Origin of the sequence: Planctomyces sp. SH-PL62, from assembly GCF_001610895.1 — a bacterium.
Lineage (GTDB): Bacteria > Planctomycetota > Planctomycetia > Isosphaerales > Isosphaeraceae > Paludisphaera.
On the sequence record NZ_CP011273.1, the window covers coordinates 2,370,129 to 2,394,891 of the forward strand.

General features: G+C 69.4%; 20 protein-coding genes. 5 read left to right on the forward strand and 15 right to left on the reverse strand.

Annotated elements, in window-relative coordinates:
• Positions 1-129 precede the first annotated feature (129 nt).
• Positions 130-1,728 (forward strand): thiamine phosphate synthase, encoded by a 1,599-nt coding sequence (locus tag VT85_RS09115; RefSeq protein ID WP_068413626.1) that lies wholly within the window; start codon positions 130-132, stop codon positions 1,726-1,728.
• Between the two features lie 124 nt (positions 1,729-1,852).
• Positions 1,853-4,894: a tetratricopeptide repeat protein gene (locus VT85_RS09120; protein WP_068413629.1), complete on the forward strand. Its 3,042-nt coding sequence runs from the start codon at positions 1,853-1,855 to the stop codon at positions 4,892-4,894.
• A gap of 16 nt (positions 4,895-4,910) precedes the next feature.
• On the opposite strand, the gene hpnE is transcribed toward VT85_RS09120, so the two are convergent.
• Genes hpnE through hpnC form a run of 3 tightly spaced genes read right to left on the reverse strand, consistent with a single transcriptional unit; the run spans position 4,911 to position 8,350 of the window.
• Complete coding sequence (hpnE, locus tag VT85_RS09125; protein WP_068413631.1) at positions 4,911-6,428, reverse strand: hydroxysqualene dehydroxylase HpnE; 1,518 nt, start codon at positions 6,426-6,428, stop codon at positions 4,911-4,913.
• A gap of 18 nt (positions 6,429-6,446) precedes the next feature.
• A complete protein-coding gene (locus tag VT85_RS09130; protein WP_068413635.1) occupies positions 6,447-7,367 on the reverse strand; it encodes a phytoene/squalene synthase family protein in 921 nt (306 codons plus the stop codon).
• Positions 7,364-8,350, reverse strand: a complete 987-nt coding sequence (hpnC, locus tag VT85_RS09135; protein WP_082858467.1) for a squalene synthase HpnC — start codon at positions 8,348-8,350, stop codon at positions 7,364-7,366. The genes VT85_RS09130 and hpnC overlap by 4 nt, the downstream gene beginning before the upstream one ends.
• Before the next feature lie 215 nt (positions 8,351-8,565).
• On the opposite strand from hpnC, the gene VT85_RS09140 reads away from it, so the two are divergent.
• Positions 8,566-9,189 (forward strand): DUF1080 domain-containing protein, encoded by a 624-nt coding sequence (locus VT85_RS09140; protein ID WP_068413638.1) that lies wholly within the window; start codon positions 8,566-8,568, stop codon positions 9,187-9,189.
• A gap of 118 nt (positions 9,190-9,307) precedes the next feature.
• Complete coding sequence (locus VT85_RS09145; RefSeq protein WP_068413642.1) at positions 9,308-10,234, forward strand: hypothetical protein; 927 nt, start codon at positions 9,308-9,310, stop codon at positions 10,232-10,234.
• Between the two features lie 113 nt (positions 10,235-10,347).
• On the opposite strand, the gene VT85_RS09150 is transcribed toward VT85_RS09145, so the two are convergent.
• From VT85_RS09150 to VT85_RS09170, 5 genes are all read right to left on the reverse strand, one after another.
• On the reverse strand, positions 10,348-12,495 hold the full coding sequence (locus VT85_RS09150) for a hypothetical protein (protein WP_068413645.1): 2,148 nt from the start codon (positions 12,493-12,495) through the stop codon (positions 10,348-10,350).
• Between the two features lie 106 nt (positions 12,496-12,601).
• Entirely contained in the window at positions 12,602-12,832 is a 231-nt protein-coding gene (locus VT85_RS09155) for a hypothetical protein (RefSeq protein ID WP_068413648.1), read from the reverse strand.
• 662 nt (positions 12,833-13,494) lie between these two features.
• Positions 13,495-13,884, reverse strand: a complete 390-nt coding sequence (locus VT85_RS09160; RefSeq protein ID WP_068413651.1) for a hypothetical protein — start codon at positions 13,882-13,884, stop codon at positions 13,495-13,497.
• Positions 13,885-14,482: 598 nt separating this feature from the next.
• Positions 14,483-14,812 (reverse strand): hypothetical protein, encoded by a 330-nt coding sequence (locus VT85_RS09165; RefSeq protein WP_068413654.1) that lies wholly within the window; start codon positions 14,810-14,812, stop codon positions 14,483-14,485.
• A 111-nt stretch (positions 14,813-14,923) separates the two neighbouring features.
• Positions 14,924-15,277 (reverse strand): RNA recognition motif domain-containing protein, encoded by a 354-nt coding sequence (locus VT85_RS09170; protein WP_068421696.1) that lies wholly within the window; start codon positions 15,275-15,277, stop codon positions 14,924-14,926.
• A gap of 711 nt (positions 15,278-15,988) precedes the next feature.
• Between VT85_RS09170 and VT85_RS09180 the strand changes: the two genes are divergently transcribed.
• Entirely contained in the window at positions 15,989-16,456 is a 468-nt protein-coding gene (locus VT85_RS09180) for a nuclear transport factor 2 family protein (protein WP_068413660.1), read from the forward strand.
• A 103-nt stretch (positions 16,457-16,559) separates the two neighbouring features.
• Here VT85_RS09180 and VT85_RS09185 read toward each other — a convergent pair whose 3' ends face one another.
• From VT85_RS09185 to VT85_RS26635, 7 genes are all read right to left on the reverse strand, one after another.
• A complete protein-coding gene (locus tag VT85_RS09185) occupies positions 16,560-16,916 on the reverse strand; it encodes a hypothetical protein (protein WP_068413663.1) in 357 nt (118 codons plus the stop codon).
• Positions 16,917-17,203: 287 nt separating this feature from the next.
• Entirely contained in the window at positions 17,204-17,833 is a 630-nt protein-coding gene (locus VT85_RS09190) for a hypothetical protein (RefSeq protein WP_156512768.1), read from the reverse strand.
• Positions 17,834-17,916: 83 nt separating this feature from the next.
• Complete coding sequence (locus VT85_RS09195; RefSeq protein WP_068413669.1) at positions 17,917-18,471, reverse strand: RNA polymerase sigma factor; 555 nt, start codon at positions 18,469-18,471, stop codon at positions 17,917-17,919.
• Between the two features lie 157 nt (positions 18,472-18,628).
• Positions 18,629-19,483 carry a DUF2262 domain-containing protein gene (locus tag VT85_RS09200; RefSeq protein ID WP_082858468.1) on the reverse strand — a complete coding sequence of 285 codons (855 nt, stop codon included), beginning with the start codon at positions 19,481-19,483 and terminating at the stop codon, positions 18,629-18,631.
• A gap of 272 nt (positions 19,484-19,755) precedes the next feature.
• Positions 19,756-21,300 (reverse strand): M20/M25/M40 family metallo-hydrolase, encoded by a 1,545-nt coding sequence (locus VT85_RS09205; protein ID WP_068413675.1) that lies wholly within the window; start codon positions 21,298-21,300, stop codon positions 19,756-19,758.
• A 212-nt stretch (positions 21,301-21,512) separates the two neighbouring features.
• A complete protein-coding gene (locus VT85_RS09210) occupies positions 21,513-22,478 on the reverse strand; it encodes a glycoside hydrolase family 43 protein (protein ID WP_068413678.1) in 966 nt (321 codons plus the stop codon).
• A gap of 205 nt (positions 22,479-22,683) precedes the next feature.
• Positions 22,684-24,348: a thioredoxin domain-containing protein gene (locus VT85_RS26635; protein ID WP_082858469.1), complete on the reverse strand. Its 1,665-nt coding sequence runs from the start codon at positions 24,346-24,348 to the stop codon at positions 22,684-22,686.
• Positions 24,349-24,763: the final 415 nt, after the last annotated feature.

A 24,763-nucleotide genomic window follows, 5' to 3' on the forward strand; every position in this document is an offset into this window, starting at 1 on the left:
GCCTTCGCGATCGTCGCGAGGCGACGATCACCGTTCATCTTCATGCCGCCGGTCGGGTTTTTCAAGAGAAGTGGATCAACAGTTCAACCTTTCGCCCCCAAACCGGGTCGGGGAAGGATCGAGGTCGCGATGGATGAGACGTTCACGCCGGGCGCCCGGCGGGCGATGGACCGGGCCGGGGCGAGGGCGCGAGCGCGAGGCGCGGACGAGGTGGGGCCGGGGGATCTGCTCGCCGCCCTGGCCGACGAGCCCGAGTCCGTCGCCTCGGAGATGGTCGCCGCGTTCGGCCTCGACGCCCCGGGCGTCCGCGAGGTCCTGGGGCTCCCCCGGCTCGATGAGTCCGAGCACGGCGCCGACCCGCTCGACGAGTCGGCCCCGGCACCGGCGCCGCCGTGGTCCCCGGCGATCCGCGCCATCGTCGGCGAGGCGAAGGCCCGCGCGCGGGCCCAGGGCCGGTCGTCGTCGATCGGCACCGAGCACCTGCTGGCCGGGCTGGTCGTCGAGGCCGCTTTCGCCCTGGAGCCGCTCCGCGACGCGGGGCTGGACCTTGACGGCCTTCGCGACTCGCTGAACCGCCCCGAGGTCGACGTCGAGCCCTTGCCGCCGCTCGAAGGGCCGCCGCTCGACCTGTCGGACTCGACCCGGACGGTCGACCTGGCCCGCGTCCTGGACGCCTCGGCCAATCGCGCCCGCGAGGGGCTCCGCGTGGTCGAGGACTACGCCCGGTTCGTGCTCGACGACCCCGGCCTGACCCGCCGACTCAAGGAGGCCCGCCACCGCCTGGCCGAAGCCCTTCGCGGCTTCGACCCCGACCTGCTCCTCGCCGCACGCGACACCCGCGAGGACGTCGGCACCCACATCATGACCCACTCCGAGCAGGTCCGCGAGAACCCCCGCGCCGTGCTCGCCGCCAACTTCAAGCGCACCGCCGAGGCGCTCCGCTCGCTGGAGGAGTACGGCAAGCTCGTCGACGTCTGGCTCGCCGGCCGCTTCGAGGTCCTCCGGTACGACGTCTACACGCTCGAAAAGCTGGTCATGACGGCGGTCCACGCCTATCGCTCGCTGGCGGACTGCCGCCTGATGGTCCTCGTCGGCGGCCTCCCCACGCTGGGCGACCTGACCTGGATCGTCGGCGAGGCCCTGGCCGGCGGGGCGGACGTGATCCAGCTCCGCGAGAAAGGGCTCCCCGACCGCGTGCTGCTCACCCGCGCCCGCGAGGTCCGCATCCTCACCGCGCAGGCCGGGGCCCGGTTCCTCGTCAACGACCGCCCCGACCTGGCTCGGCTCGCCGGGGCCGACGGCGTCCATCTGGGCCAGGAAGACGTGACCGTCCGCGACGCCCGCCGGATCGTCGGGCCGAACCTCGTCATCGGCGTCTCGACCCACGACCGCGCGCAGCTCGACGCGGCCGTCCTCTCGGGCGCGGGGTATCTCGGCGTCGGCCCCGTCTTCCCCAGCGCCACCAAAGAGTTCGCCGAGCCCGAGCTGGCCGGGCTGGCCTACGTCCGCGCCGCGGCCGAGTCGACGAACCTCCCCTGGTTCGCCCTCGGCGGCGTCGACGAGACGAACGTCGACCGCGTCCTCGAAGCCGGCGCCTCCCGGATCGCCGTCGCCGCCGCCGTCGTCAAGGCCGACCGCCCGCGCGACGCCGCCGCCCGCCTCCGCGCGGCGCTCGACGCCGCCGACCCCGACCCCCTCCCGCACGACCCGGTTTTCCCGACTGAGTGATTGCAAGGAACCAAACGCCGACCTAAACTCTTCGTACCTGTCGCGGACAACCGTGAAAACCCTTTCATGGGACTGGGCGAAGAGTCCGGGAAGCCGTGGCCACCAACGCCGGGAGATCGGATCGATGACTTCGGAAGAGAACCCGGCGGAGGGCGAAGGCTCCGCGACGCCCGGGCCGAATGGCGGCGAGGCGGGACGTAAGCCCGCCGGCCGGACGAAGCAGGCCGTGGCGGCCCTGGCGGTGATCCTCGTCGCCGGCGGGGCCATCTACTGGAACCTGTCGAACCTCCAGGAGCCGCTGTCCCCCTCGTCGCCGGCGGTCCAGACGTTCCCGGCGGTCGTGAAACCGCCCGAATCGGTCGCCGACGACGCCAACCCGGCCGAGGTCCGCAGCCGCCTGTCCCTGCTCGACGCGGAAGGAGGCGGGCGGACCGCCGTGATGAGTCGGGCCGTCGCCCCCGAGGACTTCGACTCGATCGCGGGGACGAGCCAGAAGCTCCTCGACCGCGAGCTGGTCCGCCAGGCCGTCTTGCTCGCCGCACGCGACGAGCGCGGGATCGCCACCCGCGATGAGTTGCTCGACGACGCCTCGCTCCCCACGGGCGACGCCCCCACCCTGGAGATCAGCACGCTCTTCCGCCCCGAGCGGACGCGCGTCATGATCCGGAAGGTCGTCAAGGGGGAGGTCGATCCCCTGGCGATCCTGTCCAAAAGCCTCGGCGACGGGGCGGGGATGGACGACTACCCGCTGAGGCTGGCCGCGCAGATGGAGCGGATGGCCCGGACCGACTTCCCGAAGCTGCTCGACGAGGCGGGGGTCAAGGGGACGCCGAACCAGGTGAAAGACTCGGGGCCGGTCCCCGAGGGGGTCGAGGAGAAGCTGCGGACGCTCGGCCTGATCGAGCACGTCCAGGCCCTCCGATCCCTGCATCAGGCGATCCGGACCGACGGGGAATCGCCCGAGCGGCTGGGCGCCCTGGCGCGAGCCTACGCGCAGCTCGCCATGCTGACGGTCCACCACTGGAGCGCCGCGTATCGGGGGTTCGAGGCCCGGGCGATGCTCTACGCCGAGCGGCTCGTCGCGCGGGCCCCGGAGTCGGCGTCGGCCCTTCGTCACCGGGCCTTCGTCCGGGGGATCGTCGGCGTGCACGGCTACGCCCTGAAGGATCTGGAAGCCGCCGCCGAGCTTGATTCCCGGACGCCGAACCCGGCCCCGGCCCCGGAATGGGCCGGAGTGCTCGACGCCTACCTGAGATACGACCTCCCCCGGCTCGACGCCGCCGAGGGGGCGTCCCGGAGCCTGGCCGCGCTCCTCAAGATGGCGGCCCTGGAGTTCCCGGTGCACACGCGGCTGCTGGTCCGCTCGGCCGAGGCCGTGGTCCAGGCCGACCCCGATTGCGGCCGGGCCTTCGACGTGATCTGCGGCAACGGGGCGCTCGGAGACCAGCACCAGGCCACGGTGCTCGGCCCCCAGGCGTTCGAAAGCTTCTTCCGCGCCAAGCTGAAAGGAGCGGCCGACCTCCCCGCGCCGGTCCGCGCGGCGCTCGACCGCGACGCCGACGGCCCGGCCCTGGTCGCCGCGCTGGACGACGCCGGCCGACCCCAGGTCGACGCCGACGAACCCTCGTGGGGCGTGCTCGCGCACCTGGCCCGCGAGACCCGGTTCGTCCAGGTCCACCGGCGTCTCTACTTCATGGCGCGAACGTGGAACGTCCCCGTCGACGACTTCTGGAACGCAGCCGCCCCGCTCGTCGAGGGCCACCGCTACCGCCCGTACCTCGCGGCGCTGACGCAGGACCGAGGCGACCTGATGGCGTTCGCCGAATTCGCCGAGAAGCTCGACCGCTCGGACATCGAGCCGACCCAGGGCGAGTTCATCCGGCTCGCCCTCCAGTTCCAATCGCCCCGCGCGCGGTACGACGGCGGCGTCGCCCGCGGCCACGGCTCGCATACCGCCCGCGACTTCAGCCTCACCCTGGGCGATAAGTCGTCGGATCGCGTGGCGCGGGCGGAATCCCTCCTGCGCGTCAGCCCCCACAATCCCTACGCCAAGGCCATGCTCATCAAGCATGACTGGGAGAAGACCCAGCCGAAGCTCGAGGATTGGGCCAAGGCCGACGGGACTCCCCCGGCCGTCCTCAGGGCGCTCGGGACGAAATACCTGGAGCTCAAGCGCTTCGCGGAGGCCCGCGACAACCTGGCCCGCTACGTCGAACTCTCCCCCGATCAGTCGGCCTACGAGGACCTGGCCGCCTGCTACGAAGGGGAGGGGGACGAGGAACGCTGGCTCGCCACGCTGGACGACTACCTGGAGAACACCGAGGACGCCGGCCTGGAGCACGCGAGGGTCCAGGTGAAGCTCGCGTACCATTTCCTGGGCAAGGGTCGGCCCGAGAAGGCGAAGGACTATTCCGACGCCGCCGCGCAGACGGGAGCCGGCTGGGCCATGATGTGCGCCGCCGAGGTCGAGGAACGGCTCGGCGACCTGGACGAGGCCGAGTCCTGGTCCCGGCGGGTCTCGGAGCGGTACGGCGATTCCTGGGGCGCCTGGTACATCTTCTGCCAGCGAACGGGGAGGGGGGACCTCGACGACGCCCGGGCCGTCGCGCGGGCCGCCGTCCGCCGCCCCGACGCGGCCACGCCCGACGTCGTCGCGTGGTTCTACTGGCTGGAGAAAGAGCCGGACCAGGCGATCCGGGTGCTGGAGTCCTGGATCGAGGTCCAGCCGGGCCCGGCCTCCATGATGCTCCTGATCCTCTACGACCAGATCGGCGCGGAGGAGAAGCGCGACGCCGTCCTGGAGCGGATCGTCGGCGGGCTGGAAGGCATCGGCCCCAAGACGGCGGGCATCTGCCGCCTCCTCCGCGACGCCCTGGCCGATCCGAACCGGTCGCTCGACCTCGCGGCGGTCGACGCGGCGATCGAATCGATCCGGCCCGACACGCCCGACTTCATGCATGTCGTCGTCGGCAAGTTCCTGCTCATGCGGGGCCGCCCCGAAGACGCGCGGAAGTATCTCGAGGCCTGCGCCGGGGACCCCGCGGCCAACGGCTGGAACCGGGCCGCCGCCGCCTCCTGGCTCCGCGAGGCCTTCCCGGAGACGAAGCCCCCCGAGCCCGGGCCGAAACCGGCCCCGGCGCCCAAACCGGACCCGACCCGGACGTGACGGGGGCGGCGATCGATCAGGCCGGCCCGGGGCCGCCGGCCGGATCGTCGGCGCATTCCTCGAAGTCGGGCGTGAAGTCTTTCTCGGACGGCTCGGGGCTCCCCAGGAGGAAGCGGGCCAGGCGGTCGGGGGGGAGGTCGGGGCGGACGAGACGCTCGGGGCTGCCGAGGTCTTCGAGGACGCCCTGCGAGGCGAGGTAGCCGCTCCGCACGGCGCCTTCCATCGTGGCGGGCCAGCCGGTGTCGGTCCAGTCGCCGGCCAGGAAGAGGCCGTCGACCGGCGTGCGCTGCGGGGGCCGCAGCGCGGCGACGCCGGGCCTCGCCGCGAACGTCGCGCCGTGCTCGGTGACGACCCACCAGCGCAGGAGCTTCGCCTCGCGGGCGACGGGCCACATCTCCGCCAGGTCGGCCAGCACGGCGTCTCGGATCGCCCCCTTGTCCATCCCCACCAGGTCGTACGCCGCGCTGATGACGACCTGCAGATACTGGCCGCCGGCCTCCGAGCCCCGGCCCTGCAACGCCGAGTGGTTGAAGACCCAGTGCAGCAGACGCCCCGGCGCGACGACGTGGTCGAGCGGGCAGACGGGCCGGTCGAACCAGAGGTGGACGCCGGTGATCGGCGAGGACTCCATCCCCTTCAGCCCCTCAAGGGCCGGGACGAGCGCCCGGATCGCCGGATCGAGCAGGCCGCCGACGCGATCGAACGGGACGGTCGCGACGACGAAATCGGCGTCGAGGGCCTCCCCGTTCCGCAAGGTCACGCCCCCCACGGCCGAGGCGTCCTCGGGGTCCGGGTCGATCGACCGCACCCCCGTCGTCAGCCGGACCTCGACGCCCCGGGCGCGGAGCCAGGCTTCCAGCGGCGCCCCGTACAACTCGCCCAACGGCGCGGCGGGGATCTCCATCTGGAAGCCGCGGCGGTTCATCAGGAAGCCGTCGACGAACACCTGCCGGGCCAGGCCCACGTCCATCAGGTCGAGCCGCTCGTTGAGCGCCGAGACCAGGACCGGCCCCCAGAACAGGTTCATGGTCCGCACGGTCTGCCGGTGCCGGATGAGCCAGTCGGCGAACGTCCCCTCGGCGCGCCGGCCGGCGTCCCGGTCGAGCGCCAGCCGGGCCAGGCCGTAGGCGACCCGGAGCTTGTCCCCCCAGCGCAGGTGTTTGGACCGCAGGAAGCTCAGTCCCAGGTGAAAGGGGGCGGGGCCGAGCCCGGCCCGGAGGGTCGACGTGCGGCCGTCGGGGGCCAGGAACGTGATCGCCGGCTCCCGGCGGAAGAGGCCGTCGATCCCCACCCGGCGGCAGAAATCGGCGAGATTCGTACAGCAGACCATGCTCACGTGCTGGCAGTTGTCGACCAGTTCCCCCGTCACCGGGTCGGTGAACGAGCCGGCCCGGCCGCCGAGCCGGGGGCGGCTCTCCAGCAGGGTGATCCGCAGCCCCCGGCCGACGAGCGTCGCCGCCGTCGCCAGCCCGGCGAGGCCGCCGCCGACGATCACGACGCGGGGCGGGGGCGGGGCGGGGGGGGTGCGCTTCATGAGGTTCCTTCGGGCTCCTCAGGAGACCAGGTCGGACTTGCGGGGGGACGCCGCGTCTTCGCGGAGCGGGCGGCGGTATCGCGAGGGGAGGGAGCGCAGGGCGACGACGACCTTCCGCCAGGTCGGGACCGACGCCCGGCCGGACAGCACGTCGTAGTCGCGCCGGACGATCTCGTCGAGCAGGGCCCGGTAGATGCCGATGATCGTCAGCAGGACCGGACGCCCCACCGGGGCGACCAGAGGGACGAGCCCGGCCGCCTCGTCGTAGCAGGCGTAGGCGCGCACGGCGTATTCCTCCAGCAGCCGACGGAGCGCCGGGCCGGTCTTCGCGGCGAGCAGGTCGGAATCCTCGACGCCGAAGCGTTCGAGGTCGCGCCTCGGGAAATAGACGCGGCCGTTCTCGGCGTCCTCGCGGACGTCGCGTAGGATGTTGGTGAGCTGGAGCGCCAGGCCGCAGCGGTCGGCCAGGGCCTCGGCGCGGCCGCCGTCGGACTCGTATCCCCAGATGTGGATGCAGCAGAGGCCCACGGCCGACGCGACGTGCCGGCAGTAGTCCGCCAGCTCCTCGAACTCGTCGAACCGCCGGGGAGAGAGGTCCATCTCCACGCCGTCGATCACCTCGTGCAGCAGCGCCGGGGGGATCGCGGCGGTGCGGACGGTGTCGGCCAGCGCGAGGAGGCCGGGCCAGGACGACGGCCGGCCGTCGAGCGCCTGGTCGAGGTCGCGGCGCCACTCGATCAGCGCGAGCGGCTTGTCCACGCCGGGGCGATCGTCGTCGGCCAGGTCGTCGGTGTGCCGCATGAAGGCGTACAGCGCGCACATCGCGCGACGGCGATCGGCCGGCAGGAGCCGGAACGCGTGGTAGAAGTTGCGGGCCTCGCGACGGGCGATCTCGCCGCAGACGCGGTAGCTCTCCGCAAGCCGGGCGTCGGTCTTCACGGGGAAGCCTCCCCGCGCGGCGATCTCGCGACCGGCCGGGGCGCGGCTCCGGGCCGGGGAGCCTTGCGACCGCCGGACAGTCGCGCCCGGGCCAGGCCGAAGACGGCGCGGGCCATCAGCCCGAGCTTCGCCGCCTTCCCCAGCGACGGCCGGGCGGAGAGCACGTCGAAGCCGCAGGCCTCGATCCGGTCCAGGATCGCGAGCCCCCCGCGCGAGAACAGGTCCACGTCCACGGCGAACTCCCCCGGGATGCGGGAGAGCAGGGGGCGGCCCCGGTCGAACAGCTCGCGGGTCCGGGCGACCTCGAACTTCAGCAGGTCGGCGAAGGCGGGGGTGAAGCGGCGGGCCCGCAGGTCGTCCTCGCGGACGCCGAACCGCTCGCGATCCTCGCGCGGCAGGTAGATCCGGCCGATGTCCAGGTCGCGCGAGACGTCCTGCCAGAAGTTCGCGAGCTGGAGCGCCGTGCAGGTGGCGTCGGAGAGCTTCGCGTTCTCCTCGTCGAACGCGCCCGCGACGTACAGGACGAGCCGGCCCACCGGGTCGGCCGATCCGGTGCAGTAGTCGCAAAGCTGGTCGAAGGTGGCGTAGTCCGTGACGGACTGGTCCTGGACGAAGGCGTCGATCAGGGCGTGGAACGGCCCGGGCGGGATGCCGTAGCGGTCGACGGTCTCCCCCAGGGCGATCATCACGGGGTGCCGGGCCCGGCCCTCGAACATCGCGTCGAGTTCGCCGCGCCACCAGGCGAGCAGCTCCAACGAGCGGGCGGGGTCGCCGACCTCGTCGGCCAGGTCGTCGGACCAGCGGCAGAAGGCGTAGATCGACTGGAAGGCGGGCCGGTGCTCGCGCGGGGTCAGCCAGGTGACGACGCTGAAGTTTTCATAGTGAGAGGCGGTCAGCCGCGCGCAATAGTCGAGCGCGTCCCGGCGCGAGGCGGTCTCGCGGGCGGGGGGGCCGAATCGCCGGAGGTCCGTCTCGAACGTCATCCCGGGTCGCTCCGCTCCGAAGGTCGCCGCACGTTTGGGGCGTGATGGAGATCGATTCTACAGGGGGCCGGCGCATCCCGCCAGTCGGGCGCCGGGCGGCCCATTGACCCCGCCCCGCCGCGCCCCGACAATCGGCGCGTCTTCGCCGGTCGAGTTGATCGACCGCACCACGCGGCCTTCCCGCCGCACCTTCTCACACCCAGGGGAGAGCGATCATGCGCAAGATGACCACGATCCGGCTCGCGGGCCTGCTCGCGACGGCGTTCCTGCTCCAGGCGTCGGCCGCACCGGCCCGCGCCCAGGCGACGCCGCTGTTCGACGGCAAGAGCCTGCAAGGCTGGATCACGCCCGACGACAAGGCCCTCTTCAGCGTCGAGGACGGCGTGATCGTCGGCCGCACCGCCGGCGACCTCAAGAAGAACGAGTTCCTGGTCACGGCGAAGTCCTACAAGGACTTCACCCTCAAGGCCAAGGTGAAGCTCCGCAACGGCAATTCGGGCATCCAGGTCCGCAGCAAGCGCGCCGACGACGGCGCCGTCTCCGGCCCGCAGGCCGACGTGGCCGACGGCTATTGGGGCCTGCTCTACGACGAGCGCGGCCGCGGCATCCTCGAACGCTACCCCGAAGCCGAGGCCGCCAAGATCGTCAAGCAGGGGGACTGGAACGACCTCGCCATCACCTTCAAGGGCAAGCGCCTGACCGTCGTCCTCAACGGCGTCACCGTCATCGACCGCGAGGACAAGGAGTTCCCCGACGACGGCGTCATCGCCCTCCAGGTCCACGTCGGCCCCGCGATGGAAGTCCGCTACAAGGACATCACCATCGAAGAACTGAACTGACTCCAAGCGTTCGGACCGGGACCGCCGCCGTACGCAGGTCGTCGGAGCGTTCCCGGTCCGGGCTCGGCCCCCCTCGCCGGACCCCCCGGGCCGTTTCGGACGCCGATGGAGGCTCGCCATGGCTCGCTTCCTCGCCACGCCGATCGCCGTGCTTCTCAGCCTGGCTTCCCAGGCGTACGGCGACGACATGGCCCCCATCATCGAGAAGGTCCGCGCCCATGAGGCCGCTTACGATGACTTCCGGATCAAGTTCACGAGACGATACAGCCTGAAGGCCCCGACGGTGCGCCTGGAGACGATGATCCGGGACCGCGAACACGTCGTGGACTACGTGATCAAGGGCGCGAAGTACCGATACCGGCTCGAAGGCTTCGAGGACCCCGTCAAGGGCGACCGGCTCCGGCTGGATATCACCCGGATCAGCGACGGCAAGGACACCCGATACCTGGACGGTCGCGCCATCGCGAACATCCTCCACAACACGACCGCGATCGACTACGAGATTTACACCCCGCACCTGCTGCTCCTCCCCAATTTCGGCGTCGACGGGCCGCTCTCCCGCATCCTCGGGGGCCGGTCGGCCTCCGAGAAACGCCGGATCACGGTCGAGCCCGCGGGCGAGGAGGAGGTGAGGGGCTGGCCTTGCCAGGTCGTGAAGATCGCCCATCATCGGATCGAGGACGACCCGGACGTCGTCAAGCTCTGGCTGTCCGTCAAGCAAAACCACCTGCCCATCAAGACCGAGGGATTCAACCCGGAGGTGAGCCGGACGTCGCCCGTCGAGACCGGCGAGGTCGAGGCCCTGAGGGAAGTCGAGCCCGGGCTCTGGTTCCCGACCGCCTCCTCGGTCGTCGTCTACGACCCCTTCGAGCTCGCCAAGGGGCGTCGGACGGCGCTGGGGATCCACCAGTTCAAGGCCGAGGCGATCACCCTCCGTCCTCAGGTGGACGACAGCCTCTTCACCGAGCTGACCATCCCCGACGGGGTACCGGTGATCGAGGCCGACGGCGACCGAATCCTTCGCCGATACGTCCAGGGCGAGTGACGTCGGCCGCCGAGTCCCCGACCGATCCCGCCGCGACGCTCCCTCGGCCGACCTGAAGGCCACCTTGGGAGAAGGCTTGATCGCGACGGCCGGGCGGGGCGTCGTCTCCGGGGTCAGCGGCCGTCTTCGAACACCGCCCGGTAGTTGAAGCGGTCGTTGGGGGCGGCGTCGCCGTTGAGGGTGAAGTCGGACCAGTCGCCGGTCTCGGCGAGGGCGTCGGCCCACTTGAAGTCGATCGAGGTCCAGCCGGGCTTGAGGCCCAGCGACGCGATCGGGAGGGCCAGTTCCAGGCGGTCGCCGGCGGTCGCGGCTTCGATCGCTTGCGGGTCGGCCCATTCGTACTTGCCGCCCACGTTGCGTTCGAGGGTCGGCCGACCCGGGGTGCGGCCGACGACGAAATCGTAGCCGAGCCAGCCGGTTTTCGGGTCGGCGTCGACGTCGAGGAGCAGCATCGGGCCCCCCTGCTCGGGCGTCGCCCGGATCGCGGCGCGGCACTGGAGCAGGAAGGAGACGCGGTCGGCGTCGCGGCTCGTTCGGGCGGCGATCAGGTCGTTGCGGCCGGTGTGGTTGACGTAGCGGAGGGTCTGGCCCCAGCCCGGATAGTCGCGGTCGACCGGGTCGCCGATCGTGTCGCGGAACTCGGGGGCGACGCCGTCCCAGTCGTCGAACCGGCCGTCGATCGCGATGGGACGGGACGTGACGACGGTCGCGGGCCGGGCCCCCTTGTAGCGCCGGACCTCGGAGACGAGCTGGTAGTAGAAGGCGTCGCCGTGCCCCCCCTTCATCGGCTCGATGTCGCGGCTGAACTCGCGGTCGAACTGGTCGACGAACGTGACCGGGCCGGCCCCGGCCAGCGGAAAGGTCTCGTCGAAGCGGCCGGCGATCCATTCGTTCCAGCCGGTGACGAAGACCAGGGGCGGGTCGATCTCATGCGCCCGGCTCCACTGCTCGGCGAAGTTCTTGCCGGTGAAATCGACCCCCTCCGGCCCCGGCTGGCGGCCGTTGGAGAAGCTCCTCCCGTGCGATCGCGGGTGGCTGAGCACGCCGAGCTTGCCGTCGACCGCGTTCTGGCCGACGCCCACGGAGACCTGCTCGGGCTTCCCCTCCTCATCCGGGAACGGGTGCTGGGGGTGGACTTCCAGCCAGCTCCACTGCGCCCGGGCGGTGGGGCCCTGGAAGTAGTCGGGCTGGGGGCGGCGGAACGTGAAGAACGACATCATGCGGCGGTCGGCCTCGTCGATCCGACCGACCCGAAGGTTCAATTCCCCCCGTCCGTCCTTCCAGACGCCGATGCGGCCCTTCGGTTCGGACAGCTCCAGGTGGTAGGCGCCCGCCGGCGCGGAGGCGTCGAGCGTGATCGCCTGCCAGGCGTTGTCGCGGACGTCCTCGACCCGCCGGGAGGCGACGACCTCACCCTTCGCGTCGCCGCGACGGAGCGTCAGCGTCGCCGAAGCCCCGCGCTCGCCCCAGGTCGGCGTAACGAGCGCTGCGGAGTCGAACGGGACGTCGACGGTGAAGCACGTCCCGAGCGTCTCGCCCGGCGCCAGGGGGACCGAGGTCGTGTGCTTCTCGCGCTTGAGGACGTCGTTCGTGAGCAGGTCGGGGTCGGCCAGGATGAGGGGCTTGCCTTTCCACTGGAACCAGAGGTCCGGGTGGAGGCCGGGCTCGTAGAGCTGCTCATACAGCTCGCGGACGACCTTCCGGGGCGCCCAGAACGGGGTGAGGAAGGCGATCTTCGGCACGCGGAGGCCCTGCCGCCGCATCTCGTCGAACGTCGTCCCGAGGGCCTTCCAGCTTTCGGGGTAGGTGAGCTGATTCGTGACGTCGAAGAAGACCGCGTCGACTCCGGCGTCGGCCAGCATCTGGGCGTGCTTGCGGAGGACGGCCGGGTCGTCGTTGCGGTAATAGCCGAAGATCGACTCGCCCCAGTGGTGGGGGTAGTGCTTCGGCCCCCAGAGCGGGTTGCCCGGCTCGCTCATCGCGTTCGGGGCCGCTTGGAGGATCTTCGAGATGTCGAACGGGCCCTGCTCGCCGCTGCGCCCCAACCAGAGGAAGTAGAAGATGGCCACCGTCTTGTCCGGCTTCGGCGGGCCGACTTCCGAGGCGGTCAGGGTCCGTCGGCCCAGGCCGTCGACGGCGACCCAGGTGTCGCTGAACAGGTCGCGAGGCCCTTCCTCCGCTCGGGCGATCGGGAGGAGAGGGAGCGCCAGGCAGGCGAGGGCGAGCCCGAGGAGGGCCGGGAACGCGCGGGGCGTCTTCATGGGGGCGAGTCCGTGATGGCGGGGAGGGAAGGAGCCGCGACCTGGGTCGGCGGGGCCGGCTCGCGATCGCGGCGGGGATGGCTTCGGCGGAGGGTGTCAGGCCAGGTCAGGAATCCGCGGGCTCATCGGGGTGGAGGACGATCGTCCCATCCTCGAGGTGCCTGATCGTCCCCCAATGCCGGATGTTGTGCTCGTGGCCCAGGGAGTCGGCGACGACTTCCTGGATCGTGTACCGCCCCGGCTCCAGGTCGGCGGCGACGGCTCGGAAGTACGAGATCGTGTCCGCCCGGGCCAGCTCATGGCCGTGGGCGTCGATCAGACGAAACAGGTCGGACATGCTCCACCTCCCGGATCGCCGGCGCCGTCGGCCGGTCGACCCTTCCCGATCAGGGTCGAATCGCGAGAAACCGCCACTCAAGACAAACCCATTATACGCCCCCGCCCCGCCGGTTCACGCCCCGACCCCGCCCGACCTCGATCTCACGCCGACAGCCCCCCGCGCGACGGCCGGGAATTGGCTTCGATCGCAAACCTCGAAAAGCGAAGCCATCGGACGCAAACTGTTCCAGACCATCGAGATATATGCGAATTCCGGGAACCTGAATTGGCTTCGTTCGGCGGTTTTGATCGAGTCTCCTGAACGCCGGACGCGTCGTTTTCCGAGATCGGCCGGGTCGGGATCGACGGACGACGCGACCCGCGGGGGAATCCCCCAACTGGATCATGCGCCCGGATGGTCGAACGGATTCAAGCGTTCGAGGAATCGGTTGCAGAAACGCGGAATCCGGCCCGCCGACCCCTCCCCGCGAGGAGCAGGGGCGGCGGTCGATTCGTCACGGTTGCTCGGCGGCGGGGGGCGGTGGTCTTCTTCCCTGCCTGGGTGCTTAGCCAACTTGGCCCCTGGTTGGTCGGCGCTGGCCCCGCCCCTCGAACGGCGTCGACCCGGAGTTCCGCTATCCACGCCCGGAGGAGGCGTAATGCCGCTCATGGAAGGGACGCTTACTCGACATCTTCGGGATGCGTCCTTCCTAGCCGATCACCTAATTCGGTGTTCGAGACCCAGAAGATATCACCCATGCCTTCGGGAAAGTCCATGTTCTCCGGCCAGTTCTGTCGAAGTCGCTCCATCACCACCTCGGTAGTTCCGGGCCAAGGCTTGAAGGTGAATACTTCATTTTCGTTGTAACCAAGCTCGCCAACCTTAACTAGACAATTGTCGACCATGTATTTTATCACTTCCAGGCTGCGGCTTCTAAGTTGATTACCGAATGCTCCGCCCTTGTATTCAAAGACAGCCGCGCACACGTCTGCGTCCATCTGCCAGTCGGCAAGCCCGTAGTATGTTATTTCGCGAGCAATGTCTTCGAGATACGAACCGTCGTCCACCATGGTTCGCTCCCAAAAGCTTGGAGTAAAACCCGTTATGAGCAGAGAAGGGCAGAGAAGCAAGCCACGCACTTGAACTGAGGGCTTCGGGGAGAACCGGGGAGCGTATCGTCGCCGGCTCCTCCGCAACAATCGATGCATGCGAATGCAGGAGCGGGGGCGGATGGCGTCGGCGCGTGACGGAGGTACCGACGTCCCGAAGGTCAGGTCAGGATCGGATCGGGCGTCAGGGGCGGGCGGGTTGGTCGAGAGGACCGGGTAGGAACCCGAAGCGGCCGGGGCGGTCGTCGCCCGGGGGGAGCGGAACGGGCGGGGCGAGGACGGCCGAGCCGGGCGGGAGGATGAGGCCGGTTCAGGACCTGGTAGATTTCGAGCCAGTTCGCGGGGTGGAAGAGCAGGCAGACGAGGATCGGCGTCGCCGCGCGATTGGCGTGGTCGAGCCGCTCGCGAAGCGAGATTTGCCGCGAGGCCTCGGGCGTCTCCGCGGCACCGGCGGCGAACGGATTCAGGTCGATCCAAGCGGTGCCGGCCAGTAATGGGTTTGGTGTCTGGCCAACTGCCGGCCTCGGCGAGAACCGAGCTTGGCGAGGGCGGTGAACCCTCAGGGCCGGCGCGTGGGTTTCACGCGTTTCGAGGAGCCGGGCGCAGGCGCCTCGAAGCGGCCGAGCGGGCTCCATGAGATCTGGAAGTTCGACTCGCCGGCGAACGAATCGGAGGCCCCGAGGTCCACGACGTCGGTGAGCAAGACCTGGACGCAATCGCCCCCGTTGAGAAAGTGCGGCGCCTCGCCGGCCCGACGGTGCCCCTGTTCGAAGAGGATGACATCCCCGGGGGCGGGTCGACTCCCGTTCGCCACGGGGACCGTGACGCTGCAGCATCGGCCCATCTCGACGTCCGTGATCCACCCTTCACCGGCCGGATAGCGGTTCATCTGACCTCCAGGGACTCAGGGGATTCTCGCTCGCGCTCGCTGCGCGCCGGATGGACCGGGGATCGCCCTGGCGCCTGCATGCGCAGGAGCCAGGGAGAGCACCCTCGAGGATCAATAACGGGAGCCGCCTCCTCCGCCGCCATAGCCGCCTCGACCACCACCGCCGCCGTAACCACCGCCGCCGCCACCGCCGTAGCCACCGCCGCCGCTCCGGGGCTCGCGGGGCTTGGCCTCGTTGACCGTCAGGTTCCGGCCGTCGTGGTCCCGGTCGTTGAGACCCTGAATGGCCGCCTGGGCTTCGGCGTCCGAACCCATCTCCACGAAGGCGAAGCCCTTGGAGCGGTTGGTGTCCCGATCGACGATGACCTGGGCGCTCTGCACCGTCCCGAACTGGCTGAACAACGTCTCCAGGTCGGATTCGTTGACGTTGTAGGTGAGGTTTCCGACGTACAGTTTCTTGCCCACGATCAAGCTCCGGAATGAACGTACCGCGACCGCCCAAATTGCTTTCCGGGCCGCTGGGAAAGGTGGACTCGCAAGAGTTCCAACTGGCGGGCGAGGCGAGAGAGGGGGCTTCGACAGGTTCGAATCGAGCCGGAGGAGCTTCTCGGTCGTCATACCAACCGATTAACACCATAACAAAAGTACGATCCGATGAATAGGAGGGCGCAGGAAACAGGCCGCGATGACAGGGCGGCTGCGCCATGGGCGCCGCAGGCCTCCCACGGCCGGGTGACCGAGGGCCGGATGTTGCGGCGGACCACCCCGACGAGCTCGATGGTCTCCTCGGATTTGTTGGCCAGGCACTCAATGGGGGAAATGGAGGTGGTTCGGGTGGACTCGGAAACGCGGCAGAGGGCTCAGCCATCCCACATTTGGCGACTGGCCAACACGGCCACCTGAGAACTTCACTGGCCGCCTAAACACTCCAGGTTGGGTGCGCGGCCGACTGCCGACCGGTTGGCCGGTAATTTCCAAAATGCGCGAGGATCGCGACGTCCGGGAGCAATCGTGGCGCTCTGGCGACCCATTGGAACCGAGCGGAAGTCTCGTGCCCAGAGGACAGAGCGGCAAAAATGGCTTATAACATCTTTTTTGAGTTGATTCCGGTCCGATCGGCTTCTAGGCTGTCCGCTTCACAACCTCGCCGCCCCATCGCCTAACGCCGAGACCGCCATGACGCCCGACGAGAAGACGGTCCAACGCTTCTACGAGGCCCTCCAGCGATTCGACGCGGCAGACGCCTCGGAATGCTACCGCGACGACGCGAAGTTTGAGGATCTGGCCTTCCAGCTCTCTGGCAAGGCGGATATCTCGGCCATGTGGCGACTGGTTTGTTCCAAGAAAGTCAAAATCGAGTTTGGGGACGTGAGGACCGAGGACGGCGAAGTCAAGGCTTGGTGGATCGCTGACTACATGTTCCGTGGCAAACGTCACGTCCGCTACAAGATCCAGCCGACGTTCGCTTTCCGAGACGGAAAGATCCTGAGGCACGTCGACTCGGCCAGCCGGTGGGAATGGGCTAAACAGGCTCTCGGCTACCCTGAGGCCGTACTGGTCACCGCATGCCCCCCAATCCTCCGCGCCAAAGCCCGGAAGGAACTCGACGAGTTCATCGCCAACGAGAAGAAGGCGGCTCGATAAGCAGCCCGCGCCAGTGGTGCTCCATGGCTCCCGCCAAATGCGAAAGTGATGCGAGCGTCCACGCCTAGCCGTGGCAACGGTGCTGCCAGGCGGTTCAAGTTGTTTAGACCACGACATCACCGGGCTGGATCGTGAACGACTCGTACTCCTTCGAGGTGTCGAATACCCGAAGAACCTCCCCGCTCTCGAACTGCAGCGCAACGGAGGTCGGTGGGTTCACCTGTGTCTGGCTGACCCGCCGTCCCAGCAGCCGATGAAGTTGAAAAGCCTGCGTCCTGGGGGCTGGTTCGCTGCGGTCAAGCAACGAACCATCGGCCCCCAGTATCTCCCACTCGCCCTCCACGGAGATGGCCCCCTCCGTGTGGAAGTTGAACTGGATCTGATGCAGCCCGAGGCAGACTTGTATCAACTCAGAGCCGTGAAGAAAGCGGAGGTCTAACCCATCTGGTACGCCGTACATCGTCACCTCCTCCGTTGAAGTCACTTTCGCATTTGGCGTGAACTATTTAGATGGATCTATGGAAATAATCCACGTACTTGAACTGAGGGCTTTGGGACGAATGGGATATGGCCACGCACGAAATTTAGGAAGTTGGAGTAGCCTGGGCGTCCATTGAAGTCCTTTTGAAACACATCCTTGCCCGTTTCGAGCGTACGGCCAGATAGGTCGAGGTCGCCATTCCCGCCTCGGCCGCCGCCGGCAATTGAGAACGGTCGATTCGGTCCCGTGACGAGCCCGGCCCCTCATCACGAGGGGGCCGGGCTCGCGTCGTTCCCGGGCCGGTCTCGGTCCCGATCCCGGCGAAGGTCGGCCACATTGCGGGACAGCTCGGCCAGCCGCAGCTCGTTCTCCAGCGCCGCGACCCGGGTTTCGAGCCTGGCGCGGCGGGCCCACTCGACCGCCAGCCCGGCCCCCGCTCCGGCGAGCGTCACGACGGCGACTCCCAGCATGCCGAACCCGGCGCGGCGGTCGTCCAGCGAGCGGGCCACCTCGAAGGCCGCGGCGGCCATCCCGCACGCCGACGCCGCGGCGACGACCTGAAAGACCCGGTCGGCCCGCCACGTCACGCGGCCTCCTTGGAGAAGAACGTAGAACAGCCAGCCGCCGATCGCCAGCAACCCCGCAGCGCTCGCCGCGAGCAGCGCGGCCCATCCCGGGGGCTCGGCCGAGCCGGTCGTCCAGAGCCGCCAGCCGACCGCCAGGGCCAGCCCGACGTTCAACGGCACCCCTACCCATCCCAGGGCCCTCTGCAACGGCGTGAGCCGACGCTCCCGGAGCGCGAGCTTGCCTTCTTCATAGCGTCGCCGCAGATCGGCGTCCTCCGGCTCGACGCGGATCAAGCACTCCCCCAGCGTGGGGGCGTCGTCGATGTTCATGGCTTTATCCTCCTCCTCGTTGGTCGGACTCGTTCGATGGATACGTCCTTCCCTCGCGGGGAAAAGGAACCTGGCGACCGTCTTCAAGGCGTCCTCGACTGAGCCAGCGCCTGCCTCAGCAGCCGCCTGGCGTGGTGGAGTCGGGACTTGACCGTCCCGATCGGAGCGGAGACGACCTCGGCGATTTCGCGGAGGGGCATCTGCTCCAGGAAGTGGAGGGTCACGACCTCGCGGTGCGCCAGGCTGAGCGTCGCGAGCGCGGCGTGGACGGCCTCGGCCTCGTCGGGGTCGGGGGTCCAGGCGTCGTCGATGAGTCCGTCCGGGTCGAGATCCTCGACGCGGCCTCGCCGGGCGTTCTCGGCGCGGAGGTGGCTCGCCGCCTGGTTCCGCGCCACGCGGTAGAGCCAGGCGCGGAGGGCCTTCGGGTCCTTCAGGCGGCGGAGGTCGCGGAAAGCGGCCAGCCAGGTGCGCTGGAGGGCGTCCCACGCGTCGGCCTCCTGGGGCGTCAGACGGCGGAGATAGTACAGGAGCCGGGGCTCCCACCGTCGCATCAGTTCGTCGAACGCCGAGGCGTCTCCGAGCCGGTGCTTCAGCACCAGGATCTCATCCCGCAGGCTTTGGGAGTCGTCGGACGTCATGGAAACCTCGCCGACGGGCGCATCGACCCGTCTGGATCAAGGTCGCATCCCATCCGCGGTAGGTTCAATGCCCGGCCGTCGACCGGAAAAGAAGTCGACGAATCCGGGAGCTGCTCCTGGGTCGGATCGGACGATCATGTGGTTTTGTCCGAGCCTCTCAGCCGGGGATATCCGCACGCGTCGGACCGGCGTTCAGATCGCCGCCGACCTGGATCCAGTGGCCGGAGAACAGGCCGCCGTCGGCGTGCCAGAAGTCGAACGAGCCGTCCGGCCTCACGGTGATCGATTTGAGCTTCATCCGGGATCGGAACTGTCGGGCGGTCAGTTCGGCCTCCCCCGCGTCCTCGTCCAACCAGTTCGCGTTCTTGAGGGGGAGGAGCTTCTCCACCGCGTAATCCAGGATGCGCTCCGTCCACCGCTTCGGGTCATTCCAGAGGGTGCGAGCCGCCGCGAGCGCCCCGTCGATCGCGGCGGAATCGCCCACGTCCAGCTTGAGGACGACGGCCGCGCCGTTCCATTTCGTAGTCGTCGTATACCAGTTGACCGTGCGATCCAGCGTGAGTTTCCCGAACTGACGATCCTCGACCACGACGGGCGTCTCGAGGTCGATCGCGGCTTGATTCAATTCGGAGTCGGAGTGATCGGGGCCGAGCACCTCCAGGAGTTCGGCTTCCGATGTCCCGATCACCGACTCCTCGACCACTCGGGCGCGGATGCGAAGGACCGCGTAGGTGGGTATGCGATCCCGCAACGAGTAGAACTCCTCGGCCGAACAGTTGCACCGGACCTTGAGCGGTCGTTTTTTGACGGGACCGGGCGTGATCTTCCAGTACTCGAAGGTGAACCCCAGGGTCCTTGGTCCGTCCTCCAGGAAGCCGCCGTACACGCCTGCTGCGCTCACGAGGCCGAGGACCTCCTCGACCGGTCGTTCCGACAGTTGAGCGTCGATGGCCCGCCTTCTCTCGGCGGCCGCTGCGAACATGGCATCCGCTTCATTTGCGTTGATGGTCATCGCTCTTGCTCCGTCGGCGTCGATCTCGACTCACGACATGATCGGCATGCTGGACCGACAGTCGTCCTATGACGTGGCTGCCGAAAGCTCACTTACTTGCAGGGACACGGCTCGCTGTCCGGGATAAAGTCCTGCCTCGCAACAAGTCGCGGGCCACCGGCGTCTGGGGTGCCGACGGCCGGATGATGCGGCGGACCACCCCGGCGGGCTCGATGGTCTCTTGATCCGCCGCAACAAGGTTGGGCTCGGGATCTGGCGGTTCCGCCTTCGCGTCAGGGGTTCGCGGCGGGGGGGGCGGTGATCTTCTTCGGGGGCTCGGGGGCCTGGGCGGTCTTCCAGCCGAGGCGGAAGGCGGCGCGGGCGACTCGGGCGGCTTTTTCGAGGTCGGCCTTCTCGACGTCGTCGGACGGCTTGTGGTAATCCTCGTGGAGTCCGGCGAAGAAGAAGATGACGGGGATTCCCTTGGCGGCGAAGTTGTAGCTGTCGGTCCGGCCGTAGTAGGGGTCGGAGTCGTACAGGATTTCGAGGCCCTCGGCCTGGGCGGCGACGGCGGCGTCGGTGACCAGCGTGTTGTAGTCCGGGTGGCTGGGCGAGGGGGTCGCGCCGATCTTGGTCGGGTCGTTGCGGCTGATCATGTCGAGGTTGATGTCGGCGACGATCTTGCCCCCTTCGGGCAGGGCCTGATGGTCGGCGAACCATTTGCTGCCGAGCAGGCCCTTCTCCTCGGCCGAGACCCAGAGGAACGCCACGCTCCGCGCCGGACGGGGGGCGGCGGCGAACGCCTGGGCGATCTCCAGCAGGCCGCTGGTGCCGGAGGCGTTGTCGTCCGAGCCGTTGTGGATCTCCCCCTTGTCGTCGACCCCCACGTGATCGTAGTGGGCGCTGAAGACGACGAGCTCGTTCTTCTTGACCGGGTCGGAGCCGGGCAGGAAGCCGATGACGTTGCGATCCTCGCGAGGCTCACGCTTGACCGCGTGGGCGAAGCGGGCGCGGAACTCGCTCCCGAACTGCATGGGGGCGGCCTCCTCGCCGGCCCCGAGCTGGAGGGCCGAGACGAGCAGGTCGCGGATCGAGGAGGACAGGGTGATCGTCGGGATCGACGACGACGGGCGGCCGAGCGTCATCTGGGACCGATCGAAACCATAGGCCGACGGCGAGCCGAGGGGACGGGAGGCGCCCGCGACGTCGGGCGGCGGGATGACCAGGAGTCCCAACGCCCCCCTGGCAACGGCCAGCTCCCGCTTCTCTCCCGGGTCGCTGCGAGCGTTGCCAGGCGCGCCCTCATAGATCAGGACGAAGCGGTTGCGGACGTCCAGGCCGGCGTAGTCGTCGATGCCCTGGTCGGGCAGGTGGCGGCCGTAGCCGGCGAAGACGACCTGGGCGTCGACCTCCCCTTCCGCGACGCCCTGGGGGCCGTAGATGTAGTCCACGCCCAGCTTGCAGGCGACGACGCGCTTCGAGGCGTCGGGGGCGAGGGTCAGCGTCAGCCCCGAGCCTTCCGAGAGCGGCGTGGCGACTTCGAGCGGGAACCGCTGGAGGAACGTGCGCCCGCCGCGCCCGGGATCGCCGAGCGGTTCGGCGCCGACGGCGGTCAGGTGGGACGCCAGGTACTCGGCCGTCAGCCTCGCCTCGGGCGAGGCGGCGTCGCGCCCTCGCATCAGGTCGGAGGCCAGGAACTGCAGGTGCCCGCCGATCTCTCGGCCGGTGATGGACGCCACCGCGGCCGGCGGCGGCTCGACCGCCGCGGAGTCGACGGGAGCCTGGGCGCGCGCCGCGACCGGCGCGAGCAGGGTGAGGGCGAGGAGATGAATCTTCATTGATAAACCTTGATTTCAAGAATAAGACTGTCGACCTTCGGCCTTCTCTTGACTGACGGTCTTCCCCTCTCGCGGGGGAAGGGCTTTATGGTTCCGGATTCGGAGACCGACGGTTTTCGTGCTGGTCTTCCCCCTCATCCGGCCCTGCGGGCCACCTTCCTCCGCGAGGGGGGAAGGGTGATACGTGTGGGGAAGCCCCTCGGCGACCGATGTCACTCGCGCCCGAGCGCCTCGAGGCCGTCGCGGATCGTCGAGGGGACGAGCAGGACGCTGCCGTGCCGGAAGTCGGCCGGGAACCGGACGCGGTCGGACTCGTCGTTCCAGTGGACGAGGTCGGTCGAGGTAACGAGGCCGTAGCGGTGGTCGACGTAGCGGTCGAAGTAGAGGAACCAGCGGTCGCCGAGCTTGATCGCCGACGCGCCTTCCGCCCAGAAGTCGCCGGTGATCGGCGGCGAAGGGGGGCCGAAGGGGCCGGAGGGGGCGTCGGCGAAGGCCACGCGGAGGTTCTTGGCGGGGGGCTTGAGGGTCTCGTCCTTGATGAACATCGCGTAGCGGTCGCCGTCGCGGACGATCGTGGCGTCGATCGAGTTGAAGCCCGGCTCGTAGAAGAGTTTCGTCGGCGTGAAGGTTTCGAAGTCCTTCGTCGCGGTCATGTAGGTGCGGTGGTTGTAGCCGTCGTCGCCCGTGGTCTCGGTTTCCGGGAACCGGCCGGGGATGGTCGAGGCCCAGAAGATCAGGAAGCGATCGTTCTTATCGTCGTAAAAGAGTTCCGGCGCCCAGACGTTGCGAGACCTGGGCTCGTCCTGCATGACCACGATCTGGCGGGCTTCGGACCAGTGGATCAGGTCCTTGGAGTGGGCGTAGCCGATGGCCGAGTGGGTCCAGCCGGTCGTCCAGACCATGTGGAAGAGGCCGTCGGGCCCCTGGACGATGTTCGGGTCGCGGACCAGACCGCCGCCGACCTTGGGCTGGAAGATCGGCCGGTCGCCGTTGAGGGCGGTCCAGGTGTAGCCGTCGCGGCTGGCGGCCAGGTGGAGGCCGTCGTCGCCGTTGCCCCGGAACGAGGTGAAGACCAGCGCCGAGCCTTCGGGGACGGCCGGGCCGTCCGCGAGCGAGACCGAGTGGGCGGCGAGGGCCGCGACGAGGAGGAGGGAGAAGCGAGTGGCGAGGCGATTCATGGTGCGGAAGCCCTGCGCCCGCCGGCGTCGGGGCGAGCCGCGCCCGTCCGTCCGGGGAGCCGAAGACGAATTCGAAGCGCTCCACTCGATCAGGCGCGACGCCGAAAAACAAGCCCGAGGCGATCGTCGCGAACGCGAACGAGGCCGACGCCCCCCGGGGGGCGTCGGCCTCGTCATGATGCGGGAGGATGCTCGGGCGACGGCCTCAGCGGCCGGCGTCGGCCTGGGTCTTCACGGGGCGCCAGGCCATCGGCCGGTCGGGGTCGATCTCGACTCGCGTCTGCGGGCGGCTGGACTGGTGGCCGGCTCCGACGTCCTCGTCGTTGATCCGGGTTTCGTCCTCGCCGTCCTCGAAGGCCGGCGGGGGGAAGTGGTCGCTGTCGACGCGGGAGTCGAGGTTCAGGTCGGTCGCCTCGGCGGTCGCGCCGTTGGGGAGCGAGGCCAGCTTGGGGGTCGGGGTCGTCGGCTGCTCCGAGGAGGGGGTGGGCGACCAGGCGAGGCGGCGGCTGCCGGTCTTGTTGCTGGCGGGCTGGACCTGGGCCGTGCGACGGTCGACCGGCGCGAGCGGTTCGAGGCCGAGGACGATGTCGGGCTCGGGGAGCGTCACGTCGCCCTGCCGGACGGGCCGGGGCCGAGCTTCGGGGTCGGGAGACTGGCCGCGAAGGGTCCCGGGACGTCGGCCTCCCCGCGCCGGGGCGCCCCGATCGGCGAGGAGCGTGTCGGGATCGCCGAGCGTCGCCGGGGCGTAGAGGGCGGCGAGCTTGTTGCGGTCGAGCATCTTGTAGATCGATTCGGGGGCCGCGTAGAGGCCGCGGTCGCCCTGGGGTTCGGCGAAGTTGCAGACGCCGGCGATGTAGCCGTCGCTGGTGTAGAGCCCGCCGCCGGAGCGGCCCTGGAGCGGGGCGTGGGTGCACTCGATCGCCAGGTGCTCGGGATTGCCCCGAAGCATCCGGGTCGGGGTCTTGGTGATCATGGTGCTCCAGGCGGTGGCGTCGCGGCCCTCGGAGCAGCCCACCGTGTACATCCCCATCCGCTCGGACGGCTGCCAGTGCGCCGGGACGATTCGCGAATAGGGGAGACGCTTGCCGGGCCGGATGCGGATCAGGCCGACGTCGGTGGCGAAGTCATAGTCGACGGCCTGCCCGGGGATGCCCTGCTGCACGCAGGTGAGCTGCTGCTTCCCCTTCAACCGGCCGTCGAACAGGTCGATGGTGATCTTGTTGGGGAACTTGTCGGGCGAGACCTGCTTGCGAGAGTCGAGCTTGAAGATGTGGGCGCAGGTGAGGATCAGGGACTCCTCGTTCGAGCTGTAGACGATCGTCCCGGAGCCGAACCCGATCGAGCCGTTGCCGTGGACCTTGATCCGGACGACGGTCTCCCAGGGCTTGGGGTTGATCGACTTCCGGCTCTCGGCGCGGTCGGCGATCTCCTCCTCAGTGAGGGATTCGGCGGCCTCCTCGTCGGCCTCGGCGGCGGGGGGCTCGTCGTCGGCGTCGGCCAGGTAATCCCCGCGACGATCGCCCTGGCGGGGACGTTCGGCCCCCACCTTCTCACGGGCGTCGAGGTAGAGCTTGGCGAGCTGCGCGGCGGGCTGGGCTCCCGAGGAGCGGCCGAGCTCGCGGCCGTCGGCGTCGACGACGATGAAAGTCGGGACCGCCTGGACCTCGTACTTCTGGGCCGTCGCAGGGTCCTCGTCGATGTCGATCGACTCGACCGGATAGCCTTTATCGGCCAGCGCCTTGACGGCCGGGCGCATCTGCTTGCAGGGGCCGCACCAGTCGGCGTGAAAGTCGAGTAGGACCGGCTGGGATTCTCCCGCCGCGGCCTGGGCGACGCTGACGAGCAGGAGCAGCACAGGTGCGAATTTCATGCCGAAAGGACTCCTTTCCCTCGGGGGCGTCGGTCCGCCCGACCCGCTCGCAAGGGGGCCGGACCCGGGACCAGCTTCATGCCACGCGGCTCGACCGAGGTCGAGGTCGACGGAAGCGGCTGGGCCGGGAGTCGCGAGGAGATTCGCCGCATCGTCCGTCCGGGTCGCGTCCCCTGAACCTGGGGCGGCGACCGGCGCGCACGGGCCACGCTCGCTGTGGGGCGGCGTGGGGGCCGAAAGAAGTGGTGGTGATTCCAGGTGGTGAACGATGTGCCGGGGGCGTACCCCGGACCTTCCTTGGGCGGCGGGCCTCGCGAAGTCGGCCCCGCGGTCGACCCTCATGGCCGCCCGCGTCCCGTCGTTCGGTCGATCTCGGTCGATCAAGGCCCCGTCCGATCCAATGGAGGACGAGCCC